The 19,164-nt window shown below is 69.8% G+C and carries 19 protein-coding genes; 8 read left to right on the forward strand and 11 right to left on the reverse strand.

Annotation, left to right across the window (positions count from 1 at the left end; genetic code table 11):
- Window positions 1-400: 400 nt before the first annotated feature.
- From ACFWN2_RS30780 to gabT, 4 genes are all read right to left on the reverse strand, one after another.
- Window positions 401-931, reverse strand: a complete 531-nt coding sequence (locus ACFWN2_RS30780; RefSeq protein WP_382433338.1) for a CAP family protein — start codon at window positions 929-931, stop codon at window positions 401-403.
- Window positions 932-1,245: 314 nt separating this feature from the next.
- Window positions 1,246-2,208, reverse strand: coding sequence for a LacI family DNA-binding transcriptional regulator (locus tag ACFWN2_RS30785; protein WP_382433340.1), 963 nt, complete (start codon window positions 2,206-2,208; stop codon window positions 1,246-1,248).
- 57 nt (window positions 2,209-2,265) lie between these two features.
- Window positions 2,266-3,678, reverse strand: coding sequence for an aldehyde dehydrogenase family protein (locus ACFWN2_RS30790; RefSeq protein WP_382433342.1), 1,413 nt, complete (start codon window positions 3,676-3,678; stop codon window positions 2,266-2,268).
- Window positions 3,573-4,856: a 4-aminobutyrate--2-oxoglutarate transaminase gene (gabT, locus tag ACFWN2_RS30795; protein ID WP_382433344.1), complete on the reverse strand. Its 1,284-nt coding sequence runs from the start codon at window positions 4,854-4,856 to the stop codon at window positions 3,573-3,575. The genes ACFWN2_RS30790 and gabT overlap by 106 nt, the downstream gene beginning before the upstream one ends.
- An 81-nt stretch (window positions 4,857-4,937) precedes the next feature.
- Between gabT and ACFWN2_RS30800 the strand changes: the two genes are divergently transcribed.
- Window positions 4,938-6,197, forward strand: a complete 1,260-nt coding sequence (locus ACFWN2_RS30800) for a PucR family transcriptional regulator (RefSeq protein ID WP_382433346.1) — start codon at window positions 4,938-4,940, stop codon at window positions 6,195-6,197.
- On the opposite strand, the gene ACFWN2_RS30805 is transcribed toward ACFWN2_RS30800, so the two are convergent.
- Both ACFWN2_RS30805 and ACFWN2_RS30810 read right to left on the reverse strand, forming a co-directional pair.
- A complete protein-coding gene (locus ACFWN2_RS30805; protein WP_382433348.1) occupies window positions 6,171-6,977 on the reverse strand; it encodes an intradiol ring-cleavage dioxygenase in 807 nt (268 codons plus the stop codon). The genes ACFWN2_RS30800 and ACFWN2_RS30805 overlap by 27 nt on opposite strands.
- Window positions 6,978-7,190: 213 nt before the next feature.
- Window positions 7,191-8,339 (reverse strand): FAD-dependent monooxygenase, encoded by a 1,149-nt coding sequence (locus ACFWN2_RS30810; protein ID WP_382433350.1) that lies wholly within the window; start codon window positions 8,337-8,339, stop codon window positions 7,191-7,193.
- A gap of 109 nt (window positions 8,340-8,448) precedes the next feature.
- Here ACFWN2_RS30810 and ACFWN2_RS30815 point away from each other — a divergent pair, with 109 nt between their 5' ends.
- Window positions 8,449-8,910: a MarR family winged helix-turn-helix transcriptional regulator gene (locus ACFWN2_RS30815; protein ID WP_382433352.1), complete on the forward strand. Its 462-nt coding sequence runs from the start codon at window positions 8,449-8,451 to the stop codon at window positions 8,908-8,910.
- Window positions 8,911-8,975: 65 nt separating this feature from the next.
- On the opposite strand, the gene ACFWN2_RS30820 is transcribed toward ACFWN2_RS30815, so the two are convergent.
- A complete protein-coding gene (locus tag ACFWN2_RS30820) occupies window positions 8,976-9,302 on the reverse strand; it encodes a helix-turn-helix transcriptional regulator (protein WP_382433354.1) in 327 nt (108 codons plus the stop codon).
- A gap of 208 nt (window positions 9,303-9,510) precedes the next feature.
- On the opposite strand from ACFWN2_RS30820, the gene ACFWN2_RS30825 reads away from it, so the two are divergent.
- From ACFWN2_RS30825 to ACFWN2_RS30840, 4 genes are all read left to right on the forward strand, one after another.
- The gene (locus ACFWN2_RS30825) at window positions 9,511-9,921 is read left to right on the forward strand and encodes a nuclear transport factor 2 family protein (RefSeq protein ID WP_382433356.1); all 411 of its coding nucleotides are present in this window, start codon (window positions 9,511-9,513) and stop codon (window positions 9,919-9,921) included.
- Window positions 9,922-9,941: 20 nt separating this feature from the next.
- Window positions 9,942-10,535 (forward strand): ScbR family autoregulator-binding transcription factor, encoded by a 594-nt coding sequence (locus tag ACFWN2_RS30830; protein WP_382433358.1) that lies wholly within the window; start codon window positions 9,942-9,944, stop codon window positions 10,533-10,535.
- A gap of 93 nt (window positions 10,536-10,628) precedes the next feature.
- The gene (locus tag ACFWN2_RS30835; RefSeq protein ID WP_382433360.1) at window positions 10,629-11,864 is read left to right on the forward strand and encodes an ATP-grasp domain-containing protein; all 1,236 of its coding nucleotides are present in this window, start codon (window positions 10,629-10,631) and stop codon (window positions 11,862-11,864) included.
- A 72-nt stretch (window positions 11,865-11,936) separates the two neighbouring features.
- The gene (locus ACFWN2_RS30840; RefSeq protein WP_382433362.1) at window positions 11,937-13,184 is read left to right on the forward strand and encodes a serine/threonine-protein kinase; all 1,248 of its coding nucleotides are present in this window, start codon (window positions 11,937-11,939) and stop codon (window positions 13,182-13,184) included.
- Here ACFWN2_RS30840 and ACFWN2_RS30845 read toward each other — a convergent pair.
- The 3 genes from ACFWN2_RS30845 to ACFWN2_RS30855 all read right to left on the reverse strand — a co-directional run bounded on the left by ACFWN2_RS30845 (window position 13,181) and on the right by ACFWN2_RS30855 (window position 16,125).
- Window positions 13,181-13,846, reverse strand: a complete 666-nt coding sequence (locus ACFWN2_RS30845) for an HAD family hydrolase (protein ID WP_382433364.1) — start codon at window positions 13,844-13,846, stop codon at window positions 13,181-13,183. The genes ACFWN2_RS30840 and ACFWN2_RS30845 overlap by 4 nt on opposite strands.
- Window positions 13,847-13,868: 22 nt before the next feature.
- A complete protein-coding gene (locus ACFWN2_RS30850) occupies window positions 13,869-15,167 on the reverse strand; it encodes a wax ester/triacylglycerol synthase family O-acyltransferase (RefSeq protein ID WP_382433366.1) in 1,299 nt (432 codons plus the stop codon).
- A 61-nt stretch (window positions 15,168-15,228) separates the two neighbouring features.
- Entirely contained in the window at window positions 15,229-16,125 is an 897-nt protein-coding gene (locus ACFWN2_RS30855; RefSeq protein ID WP_382433368.1) for an anti-sigma factor RsbA family regulatory protein, read from the reverse strand.
- A 182-nt stretch (window positions 16,126-16,307) separates the two neighbouring features.
- On the opposite strand from ACFWN2_RS30855, the gene ACFWN2_RS30860 reads away from it, so the two are divergent.
- On the forward strand, window positions 16,308-17,039 hold the full coding sequence (locus ACFWN2_RS30860) for an alpha/beta fold hydrolase (protein ID WP_382433370.1): 732 nt from the start codon (window positions 16,308-16,310) through the stop codon (window positions 17,037-17,039).
- Between the two features lie 242 nt (window positions 17,040-17,281).
- Here ACFWN2_RS30860 and ACFWN2_RS30865 read toward each other — a convergent pair whose 3' ends face one another.
- On the reverse strand, window positions 17,282-17,821 hold the full coding sequence (locus ACFWN2_RS30865; RefSeq protein ID WP_382433372.1) for an MOSC domain-containing protein: 540 nt from the start codon (window positions 17,819-17,821) through the stop codon (window positions 17,282-17,284).
- A 263-nt stretch (window positions 17,822-18,084) separates the two neighbouring features.
- Between ACFWN2_RS30865 and ACFWN2_RS30870 the strand changes: the two genes are divergently transcribed.
- On the forward strand, window positions 18,085-19,080 hold the full coding sequence (locus ACFWN2_RS30870) for a LacI family DNA-binding transcriptional regulator (RefSeq protein ID WP_089916669.1): 996 nt from the start codon (window positions 18,085-18,087) through the stop codon (window positions 19,078-19,080).
- The last annotated feature ends 84 nt before the right edge of the window (window positions 19,081-19,164 follow it).

The following is a 19,164-nucleotide window of genomic DNA, read 5'->3' on the forward strand; positions in this document are numbered from 1 at the left end:
CGCGACTCGTGATGGGACCCCACCGCCGGTTCCTCTTGGTAAAGACGGCTCGCCTGCGGCATCGCACCGATCACACGGCTCGCCTGCGGCATCGCAGCGATCATGCGGCCCGCCTGCGGCATCTCGTCGATCGTGCGGCTCGCCTTCGGCCCTGCGGGCCATCGCTCACCCCTGCTCTACACCGCCAGCCTGGCCTCCGGACACCTCGCCTGCCCTCGGCCCGCGATCACCTCGCCCGCGCGTCCGCCTACCTCACCCGGCCACCCCTCGCCCCGCCCGCACCCCTGCCTGCCCCACCCCTCGCCCCGCCCGCACCCCTGCCTGCCCCGCCCCTCGTCCCGCCCGCACCCCTGCCTGCCCCGCCCCTGCCCCGCCTGCCAGCCCTCCCACCCTCCGGCCGTCACCCCGTCACCCTCACGCCGATCACGACCGGCGCGCCCACGTTCGCCCGGAAGCGGTTCAGGGTGTTGCCTCGTTCCGCGAAGTTGAGGACCACGTAGGTGCCGTTGGTGCCCCGTGCCAGGCCCACGCCCAGGCGGTCCGACGACTTCCAGACCATCGCGGTGAAGTGCAGGACGGAGAGGTCGACGTTCGACTGCGTCATCTCCCTGTCGTAGTCGTAGCGGTGCGATTCGCGGTACCAGTCCTTGAGAGCGTCTGCTGCCGCTGAATCGATTGATCGGTTGCGGCCGGTCTCGTAGATGTTCTCGCCATAGGGGTTGTGAGGTCGGTGTTCGAATCGGTTTGTGGTCTGGAGGTGGTCTGCCCATTCTTGCGCCGTTCTTGACACTTCGGAATCGAGTGAGAGGGGTGGCGCGCCGTGCTTTGCGCGGTGGGCGTTGATGGTGTGCAGGGTTGTTGTCACCGGATCGGTGCTGGTGGGGGGTGTCGGGAGGAGCAGGGCCGTTGCTGTGATGATTGCGGTGAGCATGGTGTCCCTGCGACTCCTTTGGGTTAGCGTGGACTACCCCGGTTGCGGCGTAAATTCACTCCACAGGACGCGGTTGAGGCTCTACTGTTTGTGGGTCGGGAAGTACAGGAAGGAGCTTGGCATGGACGGCTACGAAATTCTCGCCGACGAGGACGGGCACGTTCGCGGGTACGACTAGAGATCACTCGACGTGGTCGCGTGTTCACCGTGATGAATGCGTTCGCGTCGATTGGGTGATTCACGCCTGACGAGATCCGTCCTACCGGTGGACGGCGGGCAGGGTCTCCACCAGGTTCCGGTGTTGGTACCGGGAGTCAGACCGACATCCGAGGTTTGGCCGTGCTTCCGCGCACTACGAGTGTCGTCGGGAGTTCCCGGTGCTCGGCGGGTCCGCCGTCGAGGAGAGTGGCGAGCAGGTCAACGGCGACCTCTCCCGCGTCCTCGGTCGGCATGTGGACCGTCGTGAGGGCTGGCGAGCACATGGTGGCGTAGAGGATGTCGTCGAAACCGGTGACGCTGACCTGGTCCGGCACCTTCACGTCGTGTTCCGCCAGGTAGGCGAGTGCGCCCAGGGCGATGAGGTCGTTGTAGGCGATGAACGCCGTGGCGCCCGTCCTGAGTGCTTGTTCCGCTGCCTTGTAGCCGCCGTCGAAGTTCGGGTCGAACGAGCCGAGCAGGTGGGCGCGGCCGGCCAGGCCCTGGATCCTGCGGTTGTTCGACCACGCCGCCGCCGGGCCGCCCAGGTAGACGTAGTGCTTGTGGCCCAACGACTCCAGGTGCGCGACGAGCTGGTCCATGCCCGAGGCGCTGTCCATCAGGACCGACGAGACGCCCGGCACGATTCGGTTGATCAGCACCAGTGGGGTCTGCGCGGCCAGGTCCACGATCGTGGCGTCGGGGAGCAGTGAGGCGCACAGCACGACGCCGTCGACCTGCGCCGACATCGTGCGCACCAGTTCGGCCTCGGTCTCGGGGTCTTCCCTGCTGTCGGTGAAGAACACCGAGGTGCCCGCCTCGCCCGCCCTCGTCTGGACGCCCCGCAGGACCGACGGGAAGAACGGGTTGAGCAGGTCGGGCACCACGATGCCGAGGTTGCCGGTGCGACCGGTGATCAGGCTGCGGGCCGCGCGGTTCGGCTGGTAGCCGAGGCCCGCTACGACCTCCAGGACCCGTTGGCGGGTGGCCTCCTTGACCAGGCCCGGTGCGCTGAGCGCGCGCGAGACCGTCGAGACGGACACCTGAGCCTGGCGAGCGACATCCCTGATCGTGACGGCCACGCGCAGATCATCGCAGTCAAGGTCAAGTACGACCCATTCGTCGGAGGACTGGCCCTGCTACAGCTCCAGGCCGGTCAGCACGAGCACGCGCTGCTCGGTCAGGTCCTCCATGGCCGCGCGCAGGCCCTCGCGGCCGATGCCCGACTCCTTCACGCCGCCGTACGGCATCTGGTCCGCCCGGTAGCTCGGCACGTCGCCGACGATCACGCCACCGACCTGGAGTCGTTGCGCCGCGCGGAAAGCGAGTCGCACGTCGGTCGTGAACAGGCCCGCCTGCAGGCCGTACTGGGACGCGTTCACGCGGTCGAACGCCTCGTCGACGCTGTCCACGCGCGTCAGCGTCACGACAGGGCCGAACACCTCCTCGGCGTTGACCTTCGAGTCCTCCGGCACGTCCGTCAGCACGGTGGGCGCGTAGGTGCGGCCGTCGCGGGTGCCGCCGGTCAGGACCGTGGCCGAGGACTCCTCGACCCACGCCTCGACGCGGTCGGCGGCGGCGTCGTTGATCAGCGGGCCGACGTCGTTCGCCACGTCGAGCTTGTTCACGTGCTGCACCACGGCTTCCGACACCGCGTCGTAGAGGTCGGTGTGCACGAAGACGCGCTGCACCGAGATGCACGACTGGCCCGCCTGGTACATCGCGAACGTGGCGATGCGTTGCGCCGCGAACTCGACGTCCTGCCAGTCCGGCGCCACGATCGCGGCCGCGTTGCCGCCGAGTTCGAGCGTCACGTGCTTGCGCGGCACGCGTTCCTTGATGCCCCAGCCGACCGGGCCGGACCCGGTGAACGACACCACGGGCAGGCGCGGGTCCTCGACGAGCGCCGCGGTGTCCTCATTGGACAGGTGCAGGATCGAGAACGCGCCGGCGGGCAGGTCGGTCTCTGCCAGCAGTTCGCCGAGCAGGAACGCCACCTTCGGGGTGGCAGGCGCGGGCTTCAGCACGATCGGGGCGCCGACGGCGATGGCGGGAGCCACCTTGTGCGCCACCAGGTTCAGCGGGAAGTTGAACGGCGCGATGCCCAGCACCGGACCGCGCGGCACCCGGCGGACCAGCGCGAGGCGGCCCTCGGCGGACGGGTCGGTGTCGAGGCGCTGCAGCTCACCGGAGAACCGGCGGGCCTCCTCCGAAGCCCAGCGGAACGTGGAGATCGCGCGGGTCACCTCGATCCGGGCCCACTTCAGCGGCTTGCCCGAGTCGTCGTGGATGGCCTGCGCGAACTCCTCCGCGCGTTCGGCCAGCCGGCGCGAGACGTGGTCCAAAGCGGACGCACGGCGGTGCGCGGGCAGCGCGGCGAGTTCCGGGGCGACGGCGAAGGCCTGGGCGACGGCGTTCTCGACGTCGTCGGCGGTGTGGAAGTCGATCATGCGAGCAGGGCTCCTTCGAGCACGTCGAGACCTTCGGCGAGCAGGTCGTCCGGGATGACCAGAGGGGGCAGCAGGCGGATCACGTTGCCGTAGGTGCCGCACGTCAGCACGACGACACCCTGTTCGTGGCACATCTTCGCGACGCGCGCGGCGACGTCGGGCGTGCGTTCGGTGAACTCGATGGCGAGCATCGCGCCACGGCCGCGGATGTCCGCGATGACGTCGGTCTTCTCCGCGATCGCCCGGAGCCGGCCCAGCACGGTCTCCTCGATGCGGCGGGCGGCCGCGTTGAGGTCGCGCTCGCGCAGCGTGCGGATCGCGCCCAGCGCGGCGGCGCACGCCACGGGGTTGCCGCCGTAGGTGCCGCCGAGGCCGCCGACGTGCACGGCGTCCATGATCTCGGCGCGACCGGTGACGGCGGCGAGCGGCAGGCCGCCCGCGATGCCCTTGGCCGTGGTGATCAGGTCCGGCACCACGCCCTCGTGGTCGAGCGCGAACCACGACCCGGTGCGGCAGAAGCCCGTCTGGATCTCGTCGGCGACGAACAGCACGCCGCGCTCACGGCACCAGTCGGCGATCGCCGGCAGGAAGCCCTCGGCGGGGTCGATGAACCCGCCCTCGCCCTGGATCGGCTCGATCACGACGGCGGCGGTGTTGTCCGCGCCGACCTGCTTCTCGACGGCGGCGATCGCCCTGGCGGCCGCTTCGGGACCGGTCAGGCCGTCGTGCAGCGGGTAGGACCCCGGCACGCGGTAGACCTCGGGCGCGAACGGGCCGAAGCGGTGCTTGTACGGCATGTTCTTGGCGGTCAACGCCATCGTGAGGTTCGTGCGGCCGTGGTAGCCGTGGTCGAACACCACGACGGCCTGCCTGCCGGTGACGTGCCTGGCGATCTTGACCGCGTTCTCGACGGCCTCCGCGCCGGAGTTGAACAGCACCGACCGCTTCTCGTGGTCGCCGGGCGTGAGCTCGTTCAACGCCTCGCAGACGTCGAGGTAGCTCTCGTAGGGCGTGATCATGAAGCAGGTGTGGCTGAACCTGTCGATCTGCGCGTGCACCGCCTCGGCGACGGCGGGCGCGGGGTTGCCGACGTTCGTGACGGCGATGCCGGAGCCGAGGTCGATGAGCTGGTTGCCGTCGACGTCGATCAGCAGGCCGTCGTCGGCGGAGTCGATGTAGGCGGGCAGCGTCGAGCCGACCCCGGAGGCGACGGCGGCCTTGCGCCGCGCCTGGAGTTCCAGCGACTTGGGACCGGGGATCGCGGTGCGCAGTCGGGTCATGTGCTCAGCATGGCCCTGGTCAGCGCGGTGCGCAGTGTCTGAAATGGCGATCTTGGCAGAGATGGTTGTACAAACTGGCACATGCCCATCACGCTGCGGGAACTGGCGGGGAAGCTGGCGCTGCCCGTGCTGGCCGGTGATGTGTCGAAGCCGGTCGGCTGGGTGCACGGCACCGAGCTCGCCGACCCGACGCCGTTCCTGGAGGGCGGCGAGCTGCTGCTGACGACCGGTCTGGCGGTGGTCGGCGCCGAGTACGTCGAACGGCTCGTGCGCGCGGAGGTGGTCGGGCTCGGCTTCGGCACGGGACTGGGGCACGACGTGGTTCCGTCCACGCTGGTGGAAGCGGCGGAGAAGGCCGGCCTGGGGCTCGTCGAGGTGCCGCGCGAGGTGCCGTTCATCGCGATCAGCAAGGCGGTGTCGAAAGCGGTCGCGGCGGACGAGTACGCGGCGCTGACGCGGCTGAGCGAGGCGCAGCGGGCGTTGAGCCGGGCGGCCGTGCGCGGTGGGGTGGCGGGAGTGGTGCGGCGGCTCGGGCAGTGGATCGACGGCTGGGTGGTCCTGCTCGACGCGGAGGGGGCACCCGTCCACGCCCACAACCCGCGTCTCGTGCCGGATCTCGGCGGCGACCTCGCCCGTCTGAGGACCGCGGGCGGACTGGCCAGCGCCGCGTTCGAGCTCGACGGCGTGCACATGTTCCTGCAGGTGCTCGGGAGCCGTGCCCGAGGCGTGCTGGCGGTCGGCGCCGCGCACCCGGATCCGGGCATCGTGAACACGGCGGCCTCGCTGCTCACCCTCGCCCTGGCGCAGAACGACGCCGTCGACGCCGCCCGGCGCGAACTGCGCGCGGGCCAGTTCCTGTTGCTGCTGAACGGGATCCCGGTCGACGGCCTGCCAGAGCGCTTCCGCGTCTACCTCGCCGACGAGCCGCCGGAAGACGGGTTCTGGGCCGAGCACGAGGGTCGGATCGTGGTGCTGGTACAGGAGAACGACGGCCACGCTTCGTCCGAAGTGGACTGGAGCGGGGTCGCGCGCGGCTACCGCGAGGCTCAGCAGGCGCGCAGGGCGGGTGTGCGCAGGTTCGAGGACCTGGCGGGAACCCTGGTGGTCCCCGACGGGTTCGCGAACGCGTTGCTCGGGCCGCTCGACACCGAGACCCGCGAAACGCTACGGGTCTGGCTGGCGCACCACGGTTCGTGGGATCCCGCGGCGGCGGAGCTCGCGGTCCACCGCCACACCCTGAGGAACCGGGTGCGGCGGGCCGAGCAGGCCCTCGGCCGGTCGCTCGACTCGCCGGGGCTGCGCGCGGAGCTGTGGCTAGCCCTCCACCGCGAAGGTCAGTGAGGCGGTGTAGCCGGACTGGGCGTTGCCCGACATGGCGGCCATCTGCTGGTCCGTGCCGTCGCGGAACACCATGTCCTGGTCCAGCGACGTCCGCGACATGTTCCGGACGCTCTGCGTGTAGCCGGTCGTGCCGTAGACCTCCTTGCACGTCGTCTCGGGCAACGCGAGCTGCGAGGTCGTGATCTTGTTGCCGGCCTTGGTCGCCTCGGCGAGGCTCGGGTAGACCTCGAAGTGGATGTGCGGCCAGCGCCCGGAGTACGCGCCGGGGAAGACGCTGACGAACTTCAGCTTCCCCGAGGAGTCGGCCTCCTGGACGCCGCGCAGGAAGTTCTCGTCCTTCACGCGGTCCGAGTACATCGAGTAGTCGCCGTTGATGTCGCAGTGCCACAGGTACACCGCGGCGCCCGCGAACGCCGTGCCGTCCTCCTTCCGCACGGTGAGGTCGATGGTCAGCTGCACGCCCTCCGCCGTGCGGGTCGAGGACCCGAAGCTGGAGCGGATGTCCGAACGCACGATTCCGCTCTGCGTCAACGCGTTCGGGCCGTTGGAGCCGTCGCCGGGGAACGGGCCGGCGGTCTCCTCGGGGATCGCCTCCAGCGGCGAGCCGTCGGCGGCGGTGGTGGTGGACGAGCCGGTCGTGGTGGTCGACGTCGCGGTGGTGGTCGACGGGGCGCAGGCCACGAGCGTGAGGCCCGCGCCGCCGAGCAGCGACAACGCCCGCCTGCGCCCGATGAGCGTGGCGAGGTCGAACTGGAGGCCGCGGTCGTGGTTGTCCGTCATGCGACTCAGAGTGCGGCCGGATCCTGTGAGTCGCCTGTGGAGAACCTGTCTGTGTTTTATGGCCGCTGCTCCGCAGGCGGCGGTGAGTTCGTCGGGAAGTCGGTCGTCCGGCCACCGCTTCGGCCCGAATCGCCTTCGGCGGTTGACCCGAAGAGGTGACCGGACGACCGACACGAACTCACGCGGCCAGTGGTGTGGCTGCAAGTGTTGTGGCTAGCCGAAGTCGGGGAGCGTCAGCGCCGAGTGTTCGGGACGCGCGGCCTCGGCGGGGATCGTCTCGCGGGAGCGCAGGGCGGTGTTGCGGGTGGCCAGGGCCTCAGCGGTGCCGGGGAACAGCTCCGCGTCGCCCACGTCGACCAGGCCCTGGTTCGCCTCGACGAACGGCCTGATCGTGCGCTCGTACACGCCGAAGTCGGCCATGTTGCCCGCCAGCACGTAGGCGCCCACGAGTGCGAGGCTCGACCCTTGGCCCGTGAGGAACGACGGGGCGTAGGCGGCGTCACCGACCAGTGCGACGCGGCCGGACGACCAGCTGGGCATGCGGATCTGGCTGACCGTGTCGAAGAACAGGTCGTCGGCCGCGTGCATCGCCTTGACCAGGTGCGGCACCTCCCAGCCGTCGTCGGCGAAGACCGACGCCACCAGGTCGCGCTGGGCCTGCGGGTCGCGGAACGCGCCGAACGGGGCCTCGGCGCGCGCGAAGCTCAGGAAGCCGTGCACGTTCTCGGCCGCTCCCACCGCGTACAGGGCGGCGGCGCGGCCGGGTTCGTTCCACATCAGGGCCTCCTGCCGCAGGCCGAGGTGGTTGGGCAGGGTGAAGCCCGCGAAGCAGTAGCCGAGGTAGCGGTGGAACTGCTCCTCCGGACCGAACGTCAGCGCGCGCACGGTCGAGTGCAGCCCATCGGCGCCGATGACGTGGTCATAGGTGCGTTGGAGGCCGCTGCGGAACCTCACGTCCACGCCGCCGGAGTGCTCGTCCATGGTCACGATGGTGTTGTCGAACAGGAACTCCACGTCGTCGCGCACGGTCTCGTGGAGGATCTCGGCGAGGTCGCCGCGCCGGACCTCCAGGTCGGTGCCGTCTCCACCGATGAGCGACTCGGGGCGCAGCGACGCGGCCTCGGTGCCGTCGGCGTCGAGGAACGTGATCCGGCGCGTGTTCACGTGGGCCTCGCGGAGCCGGGGGAGCAGGCCCATCCGGGAGACCACCTCCAACGCCGTGCCGCGGATGTCGATCGGGTAGCCGCCGCCGCGCAGGGTGTGGGACTTCTCCACGACGGTCACGTCGAAGCCGTGCCGCCGCAGCCAGAACGCGAGCGCGGGGCCGGCGATGCTGGCGCCGGAGATCAGGACTGAGCTCATGGTCCCTCCAGATAACTAACTTAGGTATCATTTTTCAGGCCGCGATGATCGCTACGGTTGCGAGCGACTGAGGCAAGCGTATACCTAAGTTAGGTAAGTAAGGTGTGAGATGAGCGAGGCCCTGGACCCCGCGGCGCTGCTGCCGCAACTGATGCAACTGGGCACCGTGCTCAACCGCAGCCGGCTGGTCGAGCGGGCGATGGAGCAGGTCGGCCTCCCGCTGGACCGCCCCGGCCTGACCGTGCTGATCACGCTGCGGATGGCCGGCCGGCCGTTGCGGGTGGGGGAGATCGCCGCGCGGATGCAGGTCGTCGGCCCGCACGTCACGAGGCACCTGCACGACCTGGAGAGCGCCGATCTGGTCCGTCGCGTCGTCGATCCGGACGACCAGCGCGCGCGTCTCGTCGAGCTGACGGACGCGGGTGGGGCGGCGGCCGGGCGCTACCTGGAGGCCGTCCTCGGCTGGTTCACCGGCGCCGTCGCCGACTGGTCCGAGGAGGACAAGACGACGTTCGGGCGGCTGCTCAGCCGGTTCGTGGACGACCTCCGGGCGCACGCCGGCGCGGAGTGAACTCGTCACCTGGTGTGCGGCGGGAATGACAATTCAGGACACTTTTCGGCGCGGCCGGCCGAGTATCACGAAGTATTCACCCGCTGGTTGGTGCGGTCGTCGGTCTTGGTCCTCCGGTATTCGCGTTCGGCGACCGCTGCTCGGTCGACCTCGGCGTGCGGCACGTCGAGCGCCGCGCTGATCCAGGCGCGCCAGTACGGGCCGGGAATGCGTTTACCGCGCTCCCACCTCGACACTTCTTCACGCGTCACGCTGTCGTTTTGTGAGATCTCGCACAACAGGTCCGCGAGTGCGCGCTGGGTGAGGCCCTGTTCTCGCCGTGCCTGGGGAATCAGGGCGGTGATCGGCGGGGTGGCCTGGTGCTCGTGGGCTTGGGGGGCTGCCTTGAGCACGGTTCTGCTCCGTTTCACTGAGATGACGGGGGTACGGCGTCCACAGTGCCGCAAAGTCCGCGAGTCCGGGCCGTGCATTGCGGTGATACCGACGGTCGTTGAAAGTTCAGGCAACTATGCAATGACTTGATCGGTTGTTCGGAGGAAACGCAACTGGTCCAATGGGGTGTGCGCGCCCGTTATTAGTCAGTCGAGCTAGTGTGAGGAAATGCTCTCGACGGTCGAAGTGGTGCAGGTGTTCCTGGCCAGGCTCGCGGCACAGGACGCACCCGGCATCGCGCGGTTGTGCGCGCCGGCCGTGGAATGGGAGGCGCCCGAACCGAACGGCGCCCGGTGGACCTTCGGCACGCGCTCCCGGCGTGAGGTCGAGGCGCAGTTCCTGACCCTGTTCGCCACGTTGCGCCTGGAGAAGCTCTCGGCGCGGCAGGTGCTCGTCGACGGGGGAGACGCGGCGGTGATCGGCTCGGCGCGCTGGCGGGTCCAGGCCACCGGCGAGACGGTGGAGTCGCGCTTCACCACCGTGCTCTCCGTGCACCTCGGGGAGATCGAGCAGTACCGGCACCTGCCCGACACGCTGGCCTCCGCCGTCGCGACCGGTCTCGCGCGGGCCGGGGGATGAGCGCGCAACGCGAGAGAGCCGTGCACACGAGGACGAGACTGCTGCGGGCCGCGGCGGAGGTGTTCGACCGCGACGGGTTCGCCGGCTCCAGCCTCACCTCCGTGTGCTCCAGGGCCGACGTGTCGAAAGGCGCGCTGTACTGCCACTTCCGCTCCAAAGAGGCGCTCGGCGTCGCGATCATCGAGGAGCAGTCCCTGCTGTGGCACCGGTTGCGCGACGAGGTGCTCGCCGTCGAGCCGTCGCCGGTGCAGGCGCTGATCGCGATGTCGTTCGAGTTCGTCCGCAGGCTGGAGACCGACCTGACGGTGCGGGTGAGCGCGAAGTTGTTGCGGGAGGCCGTGTTCTTCGACGTCGCGGCGGCCGCGCAGGTGATCGGCTGGGTCACCGTCGTGCGCGACCTGCTGTCACTCGCGCGCGAACGCGGTGAGCTCCGGCCCGAGGTGAACGTGCGGCACGCGGCCGAGCAGATCGTGGCCGAGCTGCTCGGGCTGCAGTTCGTCGCGCAGGCGCTGAGCGGTGGCACCGACCTCCGCGTCCGCCTCGGCCGGGTGTGGCGGGCCACGTCCGGCTGCCTCGTCACCGCCGCGGTCAGGGAGGAACTGCGGTTCGAGTGACGGTCGTCTCGTCCCAATCGAGACAGGAATGCCCGCTCGCACCACCCCGGTTGTGTTCCTGCATTCAGCAGAGTCGCTCAGGGGAGGACAGCGATGGCCGGGCGCAGCATCGTGGTGGTGGATCCGTTCGCGGAGGGCCGGGGAATCGCCCCCGCGTTCGCGCGGCGTGGTGTCGACGCGATCGCCGTGCTGACGGCGGGCAGACCCTCCCCGTGGCTCGCGCCGACGTGGAACCCCGACGACTACAGCGAGGTCCACGTGCTGCACGACCTCGACGAGCTCGCCGCGAAGCTGGCCGTGCACGACCCGATCGCCGTCGTCGCGGGCGCCGAGTCCGGCGTCGAGGCCGCGGAGACGTTGTCCGAACTGGTCGAGCCTGGTCGGTCGAACGTCCTGACGCTCTCGTCCGCCCGCAGCGACAAGTGGCAGATGGGCGTGGCGCTGCGCACCGCCGAGCTGCCGCACCTGCGCCAGATCAGCTCGGACCGCGTCGACGAGGTGGCCGCGTGGCTGCGGCGCGAGGGCCTGGAGAACTCGCCGTTCGTGCTGAAGTCGCAGAAGTGCGGCGGCGCGGGCGACGTGTTGATCGCCGAGCCCGGTGAGGACTGGCGTGCGAAATTCCACCGCGTGCTGAAATGCGTTAACGAGCGGAACGCCCGCAACGACAAGGTGCTCGTGCAGGAACTCGCGGTGGGCTCGGAGTACGAGGTCGACACCTACTCGATCGACGGCGAGCACGGACTGGTCGCGGTGTGGCGCTACGCCAAGGAACGGCGAGGCGACCGCCTCGGCATCTACCTGTCGAACACCCTCGTCGCGTCCGGCGATCCCGTGGTCCGCCTGCTGGCCGACTACGTCCGCGAGGTGCTCGACGCGACAGGTGTGCGCAACGGTCCCGCGCACGTGGCCGTCATGGTCACCCCGAAGGGGCCGCGCCTGATCGACATCGGCGCGCGGCTCGCCGAGGCCGAGCGGCAGGAGCTGACGTTGCTCGGCACGGGGGAGAACCAGGTCACGCGCATGGTGCGGCACCGCGTCGACGGCGACTCGGTTCGCAGTTACTCGCGGCGCCAGCACGTGAAGTCGGTGTATGTCTCGTCGCCGGCCGCCGGGGAGCTCGGCAACTCGGTGCGTTTTGACGAGCTGTCCTCACTTCTGCCGAGTTACCAGAGTGATGCGCTGGCGTATCGCGAAGGTTCCATGGTTCCGCGTACCGATGACCTGTGGACGTCGTTGGGTTCGGTAGTGCTGGCGACGACCGACGTCGACCAGCTCGAACGGGACGTGGCGGTCGTCCGGGAGATCGAAGCCGGGCTGATCGTCGTGTGATCGTCAGGTTCGACCGGGTAGCCGAGATTCCACTCGACCCGATAGTTTGCCGGTGCGACGAAGCGGAGGCTCATGAGCGAGCGCTGGGACGGTGACCTCACGGGAGCGGTGGTCGACGACCGCTACGTGATCGGTTCACTGCTCGGCTCGGGTGGGATGGCCGAGGTCTACCGCGCGTACGACCGTTCGACCACCTCCTCGGTCGCCGTCAAGATCTTCACCGGCCCCGGTCTGCCCGACGACGAACTGCGCCTGCAGCGCGAGGCCTCGATGCTGGCGACGCTGGAGTGTCCCGGCGTCATCCCGGTGTACGCGTCCGGCAGCGTGTCGCGCCGCCCGTACTTCGTGATGCGCGAGATCACCGGCGGAACGCTGCGCCAGCGCATGCGCGAACCGCTGCCGCCCCGGTTCGTGGCGCGGGTGGGCAGCCAGATCGCCGTCGTGCTGGACCACGTGCACGGACTGGGCGTCGTGCACCGCGACATCAAGCCGTCCAACATCCTGCTCGACGACACGGAGAAGCAGGCGTACCTGGCGGACTTCGGCCTCGCGCTGGTGGCAGAGGTGACGCGGGTGACGACGTCCGGCGTGCTCGTCGGCACCGCCGGCTACCTGTCGCCGGAACAGGTCCGCGGCGCCGAGGTCGGGCCGCCCGCCGACGTCTACTCGCTCGGGCTGGTGCTGCTGGAGTGCCTGACCGGGCGGAGCGAGTACCCCGGTGGTGACGCCGAGGCCGCGCTCGCGAGGCTGGCGCGGTCGCCGCGGATCCCCGTCGACCTGCCGCCCGCCTGGGAGTCGTTGCTCTCGGCGATGACGGACATGGACCCCGCGCGGCGCCCGACCGCCTCGCAGTGCGCGGACTCGTTGCAGGCCGCTTTCGAGGCCAGCCGCGGGTTGCCTGCGCTGCTGCCGGACGCGGCCGTCGCCCCGGACGTGCCCGAGCAGCGGTCCCGGCGCGGCAAGCGCGTGGCCATCGCGGCCGCGGCGGTCGCCGTCAGCGCGATGGCGGCCGTGGTCGTGGCGAACCTCGCCGGCGGCAGCGAGGCTCCCGCCGCGGACCGGCCGGCCGTGCCGCAGGAGCAGACCCGTGTGGTGACGGTGACCCCGTCGACCGTGACCGTGGTGCAGACCCCGTCCGTTTCGGACGCTCCCGGTGTACCCGGCGTGGCGGTGCCCGGTGCCGGTGGTGTGGTGTCGACCCCCGTGGTGGAGCCGACCTCGGAGGAACCGGTCGAGGAGTCGACGAAGCCGAGCAAGGAGAAGAAGAACCGCAAGAAGTCCTCGGAGGCCCCGACGCCGTCCGCGGCTCCCCAGCCCTAGGCCTTCGGGTCGTCCACCACGGCGAACGGCAGGTCGGACAGCTCCGCCCGCAGCGTGTCCAGGTCCGCGTACACCGCCGAGGCGCCGCGGTCGATCAGCTCGTCCTCCCCGAACCCTCCGGTGAGCAGCCCGATCGACGGCAGCCCAGCGCGCTTCGCGGCCTCGCAGTCCCACACCGAGTCGCCGATGACGACCGCGCGCTCGCTGCCGGCCTCGCGCAACGCCACCTCGATCAGGTCCGGCTCCGGCTTGCTGTCGTCGACGTCGTCCGAGGTCGTCCACGCGACGTCGCCGGGGTCGAGGAGCTTCAGGTAGTGCTCGACGTGCTTGCTCTTGCCGGAGCTCGCGAGCACGACGGCGAGGCCCAGGTCGGTCGCGGAGCGGATGAGGCGGTGCGCGCCCTCGATCGGCTGGATCTCGTCCAGCATCTCGTCGAAGTAGCGCTCCCAGGCCGTGCGCAGCGCGTCGCCGTGGTCGTCCTCGACCTTGTCCCCGGCGACGGCGGCCACCAGCTTGTCGCCGCCCATGCCGATCGCGCGGTGCACGCGCCAACCCGGCACGGTGACGTCCGCGCTGCGGAAGGCGCGCAACCACGCCACCGTGTGGTGGTAGTTGGTGTCGACCAGGGTGCCGTCCACGTCGAGGACCACGGTGTTGCTCATGAGAACAGGTGTGCCCGTGCTCCTACCTCGGCAAACCCACCAGCTCGCGCACCTGCTGCAACGCCGCGAGCTCCCGGCGCAGCACGCCGTCGAGCCAGTGCGCGTCCGACATCCACGACTGGTTGGTGTTCAGGCAGACGTGCACCGACGACTTGTAGACCGACAGCGCGACACCGACCGCGTGGCCCGGTGCGACGGGCGCGACCGGGTACATCTCGCACAGCGCGGCGCCGTCGAGAGCGAGCGGCACGGACGGCAGCGGCACCGAGGTGACCAGCGTGTCGAACAGCAGGGGAGCGCAGCGGCCCATCACCGGCGCGGCCAGGCGGTGCACCAGCGGCGGCACCTTGTCGGCGAGCAGCGGCAGCGCGCCCGCGCCCCGGTCGGGGCCCGCCGCCTTCGCGGACTCCATCTGCGCGCGGATGTTCCGCAGCCGTTCGGCCGGATCCGTCTCGCCGACGGGCAGGGAGACGAGGAAGCCGGAGATCTGGTTGCCGGAGCCGCCGTCGCCGGTGCGTGAGCGCTGGTTAACCGGGATCAGCGCGCGCACCACCGAGCCGGGGCCGGCGCTGTCGTGCGCGGAAAGCCAGTGGCGCAACGCACCTGTGACGAGCGCGAGCAGCACGTCGTTCACCGTGCCGCCGTGGGTGCGCCTGATTCGGTGCACGTCCGCGAGATCCAGGCGCGACATCACCACGCGGCGTGGCCGGGCGGACGCGGTGAGCACCGGCGAGTTCAGCGTCGGCGGGCGCGTGTTGAGCAGCACGCTCGACGCTATGTCGATCGTGTCCTTGATCCCGCGCAGCGACGGCAGCGAGGGGATGATCGACTTCGCGATCGGCTCCGGAGCGTCCGGAATGGACAGCCGGGACGGGTCGAAGAGCTGGATTCCCAGGCCGACGGCCTTCATGCCGTCGCACAACGAGTGGTGCAGCTTCGCGACCACGGCGAACCTGCCGCCCGCGAGGCCGGTGATCACGTGCATCTCCCACGGCGGGCGGGCCAGGTCGAGCGGCTGCGCCATGAGGTGCGAGACCAGCGTGGCGAACCGGTCGCGGCCGCGCACGTGGTGCGTGAAGACGTGGTCCTCCGGCGCGAAACCGGGGTCCTCCACCCAGCGCGCGCCACCGAGCAACGACGTGCGGGCGCGTTGCCGCAGGCGCGGAATCTCTTGTGCCCGTTCGCAGAGCACGGCGGCGATGCGGGCCGGGTGCACCGCGGTGGACGGAGCGAAGGTCGCGACCGCGCCGAGGTGCAACGGGTTGGCGTCACCCTCCATTGCGAGGAAGGCGATGTCGAGGGGGGAGAGGTGGTCTGTCATAGCTGTGCAAGGAAAACAGGTCCGCGTGTCATGCGCATTGCGATGAGATGGCGGTGACTCGCTACCGCCCCAAGTACACTCGAACGGTGGTACCGCTGTGACTCGTGTGGGTGCGAACCAGGTCACACAACAGGTTCACCATCACGATCCCGAAGCCGGACAGGCCGGTGAACGAGGGCGGGAACCCGGCGCCCGTGTCGCTCACCTCGCACACCACGGCGTCGCCCTCACGCCACATCCGCAGCACCCCGCGACCCGACGCGTGCAGGATGCTGTTCGTCGCGAGCTCGTTCACCGCGAGCACCAGGTCCTCGATCTGTTCGTGGCGCAGCCCGTGCGCGTACGCCGACACGAGCTTGCGCACGTGCGCAAGCGTGCCGACGGAGAACGGGTGCTCCTCGGCGCCGAGAGGAGGCGGCGGCAGCGGCACGTTGTAGAGGTCGGTCAGCGCCGCCGGGTCGGTGTACCACTCACTCGCGACCCGCCGCTCGCCGTCGATCACCACGGGATGGGTGCGCCGCGCGTCCTGCAGCACCCGGCCGGGCAGCGCCGTCGCGTCGTACGGGCACAGGATCACGCCCTGCCGCCCCTCGAACACCGTGTTGATCAACACCTCGTGCTGCACGCACGCCGGGTACTCGAGCTCGGTGCGGCCGGGCCACATCGGCTCGCCGACCATGCGGAAGCGCAGCTGCGTGCTCGCGCTGAACGCCATCAGCACACCGGGGATGATCCGGCCGGGGTTGCGGCCGGCCTCGGTCATGTCGATGAAGTGCACCTGGTCGGCGAGGACGCCCAGCCGTTCGCGCAACGGGGCGATGCTCGCCTCGGGCACCGCGACCAGCACCGGCTCGCCGTGGTCGACGCCGTCCGCCACGAATCTGGCCGTACCGGCGAGGAAGTCGTCCTCGTCCCGGTAGAACAGGGCTTCGTGCGTGAACGGAGCAACGGAGTTCATCGGCTTCCCGGTGCGTTAGGCGGCTGAGACAAACCACCATTCTGCTCCCCGTAACAGTGTTTCGGCGGGGGCCAGGCCGGTGGTTGTCGACTGATCTGGAGGTGTCCGCGCGATTCGTCGTGCGAGCCGCGAAAAGCCCAGGCAGACTCGCTGATGTCGGGGCCCTGCGAGGAGGTGACGCCGTGCTCGCGCACACGCTGACCGGGCCGGAGGACGCGCCGGTGCTGATGCTCGGCAACGCACTCGGCACGACCACTTCGCTGTGGGACGACTTCGCGCTCCCGTTCCGGCTGCTGCGCTTCGACCACCGCGGCCACGGCGGGAGCGCGCCGGTCCCGGGGCCCTGCACGATCGAGGACCTCGCCGCCGACGTCGTGGAAGTGTTGGACCACTTGGGATTGCGCCAGGTGTACTACTGCGGCGTGTCGCTCGGCGGGATGGTCGGGATGTGGCTCGCCGCGCACACCGACCGGATCTCGCGGCTGGCGTTGGTGTGCACCACCGCGTGGGTGCCGGACAAGGGGCGGTTGGAGTCCCGTCTGGCGTTGCTCGCCGCTGGGGGGATGCCGGCTGTCGTGGATTCCGTGGTGGCGCGGTGGTTCACGCCTGGGTGTTCTGCTTCGGTCGTTGATCGGTTTCGGGACGGGTTGCTGGGGGTTGATCTGTCTTCCTACGTCGCCTGTCTGGAGGCGGTTCGGGACATGGATCTTCGGGGGGATTTGGCGAAGATCGACGTGCCCACCGTGGTGATCGCTGCTGCGCAGGATCATGCGACGCCCACTGAGTTGGTTCGGCGGATCGCTGATGAGTTGGTGGATTCGGAGTTGTACGTGGTGGGGGATGCGGCGCATCTGGCCGTGGTGGAGGCGCCTCGGACCATCTCGGTGATCTTGGACGAGCACTTCGGGGACTAGGGGCAGCACCCCGCCCCTCAAGGTCAAGCCCCAATCGCCAGTGCGGGTGTGCACCGCTGACCATCGCATCCACGTTCGGACGGCTCGCTGCGCCAGGCTGCATGCGCGGTCGGCTGTCCGGTTGGCACCGCGCGTCGGGCTGCGTGCGTGGTCGCCTTGCTCGGGCGCGTGCGCTTGGTTGGCATCACGCGTCGGGCGGGCGCCGGTTCCTGCTGGCGACGCCCGCCTCGCTCGCGCGGTGCCTAGACCTTCTCCAGCGGCCGGTGCGGCTCCGCCGGCAACTCGACGCGGATCTCGTCCCCTGGGCTGACCACCCCGCCCACGAGGACGATCGACATGATCCCCGCGCGCCGGATCAGCTCCCCGTCCGGACCCTTGCCCACCACTTCCTTCAGGAGCCCTTTCGAGAAGTGGTCGATCTGCAGGCACGGGTTGCGCAGGCCCGTCACCTCCACCACGGCCTCAGGCCCCAGGTGCAGCAGGGTGCCCGTGGGAAGGCCGAGCAGGTCGAGGCCCCGTGTGGTGACGTTCTCGCCGATCTCGCCCGGCGCCACGGAGTAGCCCTTGGTGCTGAGCTCGTCGAACAGTTCGGCGTGCATCAGGTGGACCTGGCGCAGGTTCGGCTGGGTCGGGTCCTGTGCGACCCGTGACCGGTGTTTGACCGTGACGCCCTGGTGGACGTCACCTTCCACGCCCAGGCCCGCGAGCAACGTGATGCTCGTGCGGGTGGGCTTGGTGAACGTGTACTCCTCGTTGCGGCTGACCGCTGTCACAACCCCCATGCCCAGATTCTGCCCGATCAGTTGAGACGCAACGGGTACTCCGAACAGAGCAGCTGAACACGGAAGGACGAATCGATCAAGGGATCTCATTTCGAGTCACTCGACGGTGTCCTACCTGCGGTGATGATCTGGGTTGTGGAAACGCTCTCACGAACTTCCGGCAAGAGTCTTGACTAATGCTGAGGGGAGGCTGTTGACTCCGTCACACCTCGTCGGAACCGGTTACGGAACCGGTTTCAGGAGGCGGCGGAAGGAAGTTCGGCATGCGTGTCACGATCGCAGAGGTCGCCCAACGCGCCCAGGTGTCCAAAGCGACCGTGTCACGCGTGCTGAACGGCAAGCCGGACGTGGACGCCTCCACGGCGCAGCGCGTTCGCAAGGTCATCGACGAGATCGGGTACGTGCCCAGTGCCCGTGCCGTCGGGCTGGCCCGTGGGCGTACCCGGACCGTCGCGATGCTGGCGCCCTCGCTCACGTGGCCGTGGATGGGCGAGGTCCTGCAGGGCATCGTCGACACCCTTGAGGCCGACGGGTACGGGTTGCTGCTCTACACGCTGAACCGCGGGCCCGAGTCGTTGAACCAGTTCGCGAACCACGTGTCCGCCAACGCTTTCGACGGTCTGCTGGTCGTCGAGCCGCCGGACGCGCTGCACTACATCTCCACGCTCTACCGGGCGGGGCTGCCGGTCGTCATGATCGACGACCGCGGTTCGCACCCGGAGTTCCCTTCGGTGACGACGACGAACCGGCAGGGAGGCGCGGATGTCGCACGGCATCTCGTCGCGGCAGGCCGCCGCAGGTTCGCCGTCGTCACCGGACCACCGCACTTCGGGTGCACTCAGGCGAGGCTGGACGGGTTCCGGCTCGCTTTGGCGGAAGCGGGCCTGACGCTGCACCCGGACCTCGTCGTCGACGGCGACTTCACCACGGAAGGTGGTGAAGTCGCCGTGGACAAGCTCGTGGCGAGTGGAATCCCGTTCGACGCCGTGTTCGCGCAGAACGACCTCTCGGCGGTCGGTGTGCTGCGGGCACTGCGAGAATCCGGCAGGACCGTCCCCGGCGACGTGTCCGTGGTCGGTTTCGACGACGTCCCGGTCGCGGGACACACCGAACCCCGGCTGACGACGATCCGCCAGCCGCTGCAGGAGATGGGTGCCGCCGCCGCGCGGATGCTGCTCTCCACGCTCGAGGGACAGCCGATGCCCGACCACCCGCTGGTGCTGCCGACCTCGTTGATCGTGCGCGAATCCGCGCCCTGACCCGAACCCCGCTCCACCACAACTGAACGGACACGCCAGGCCACCGGACGCGGCCTGGCGAGTTCGCCGTACGCATGAGAGAGC

The sequence above is a fragment of the Lentzea sp. NPDC058436 genome, assembly GCF_042721515.1.
Lineage (GTDB): Bacteria > Actinomycetota > Actinomycetes > Mycobacteriales > Pseudonocardiaceae > Lentzea.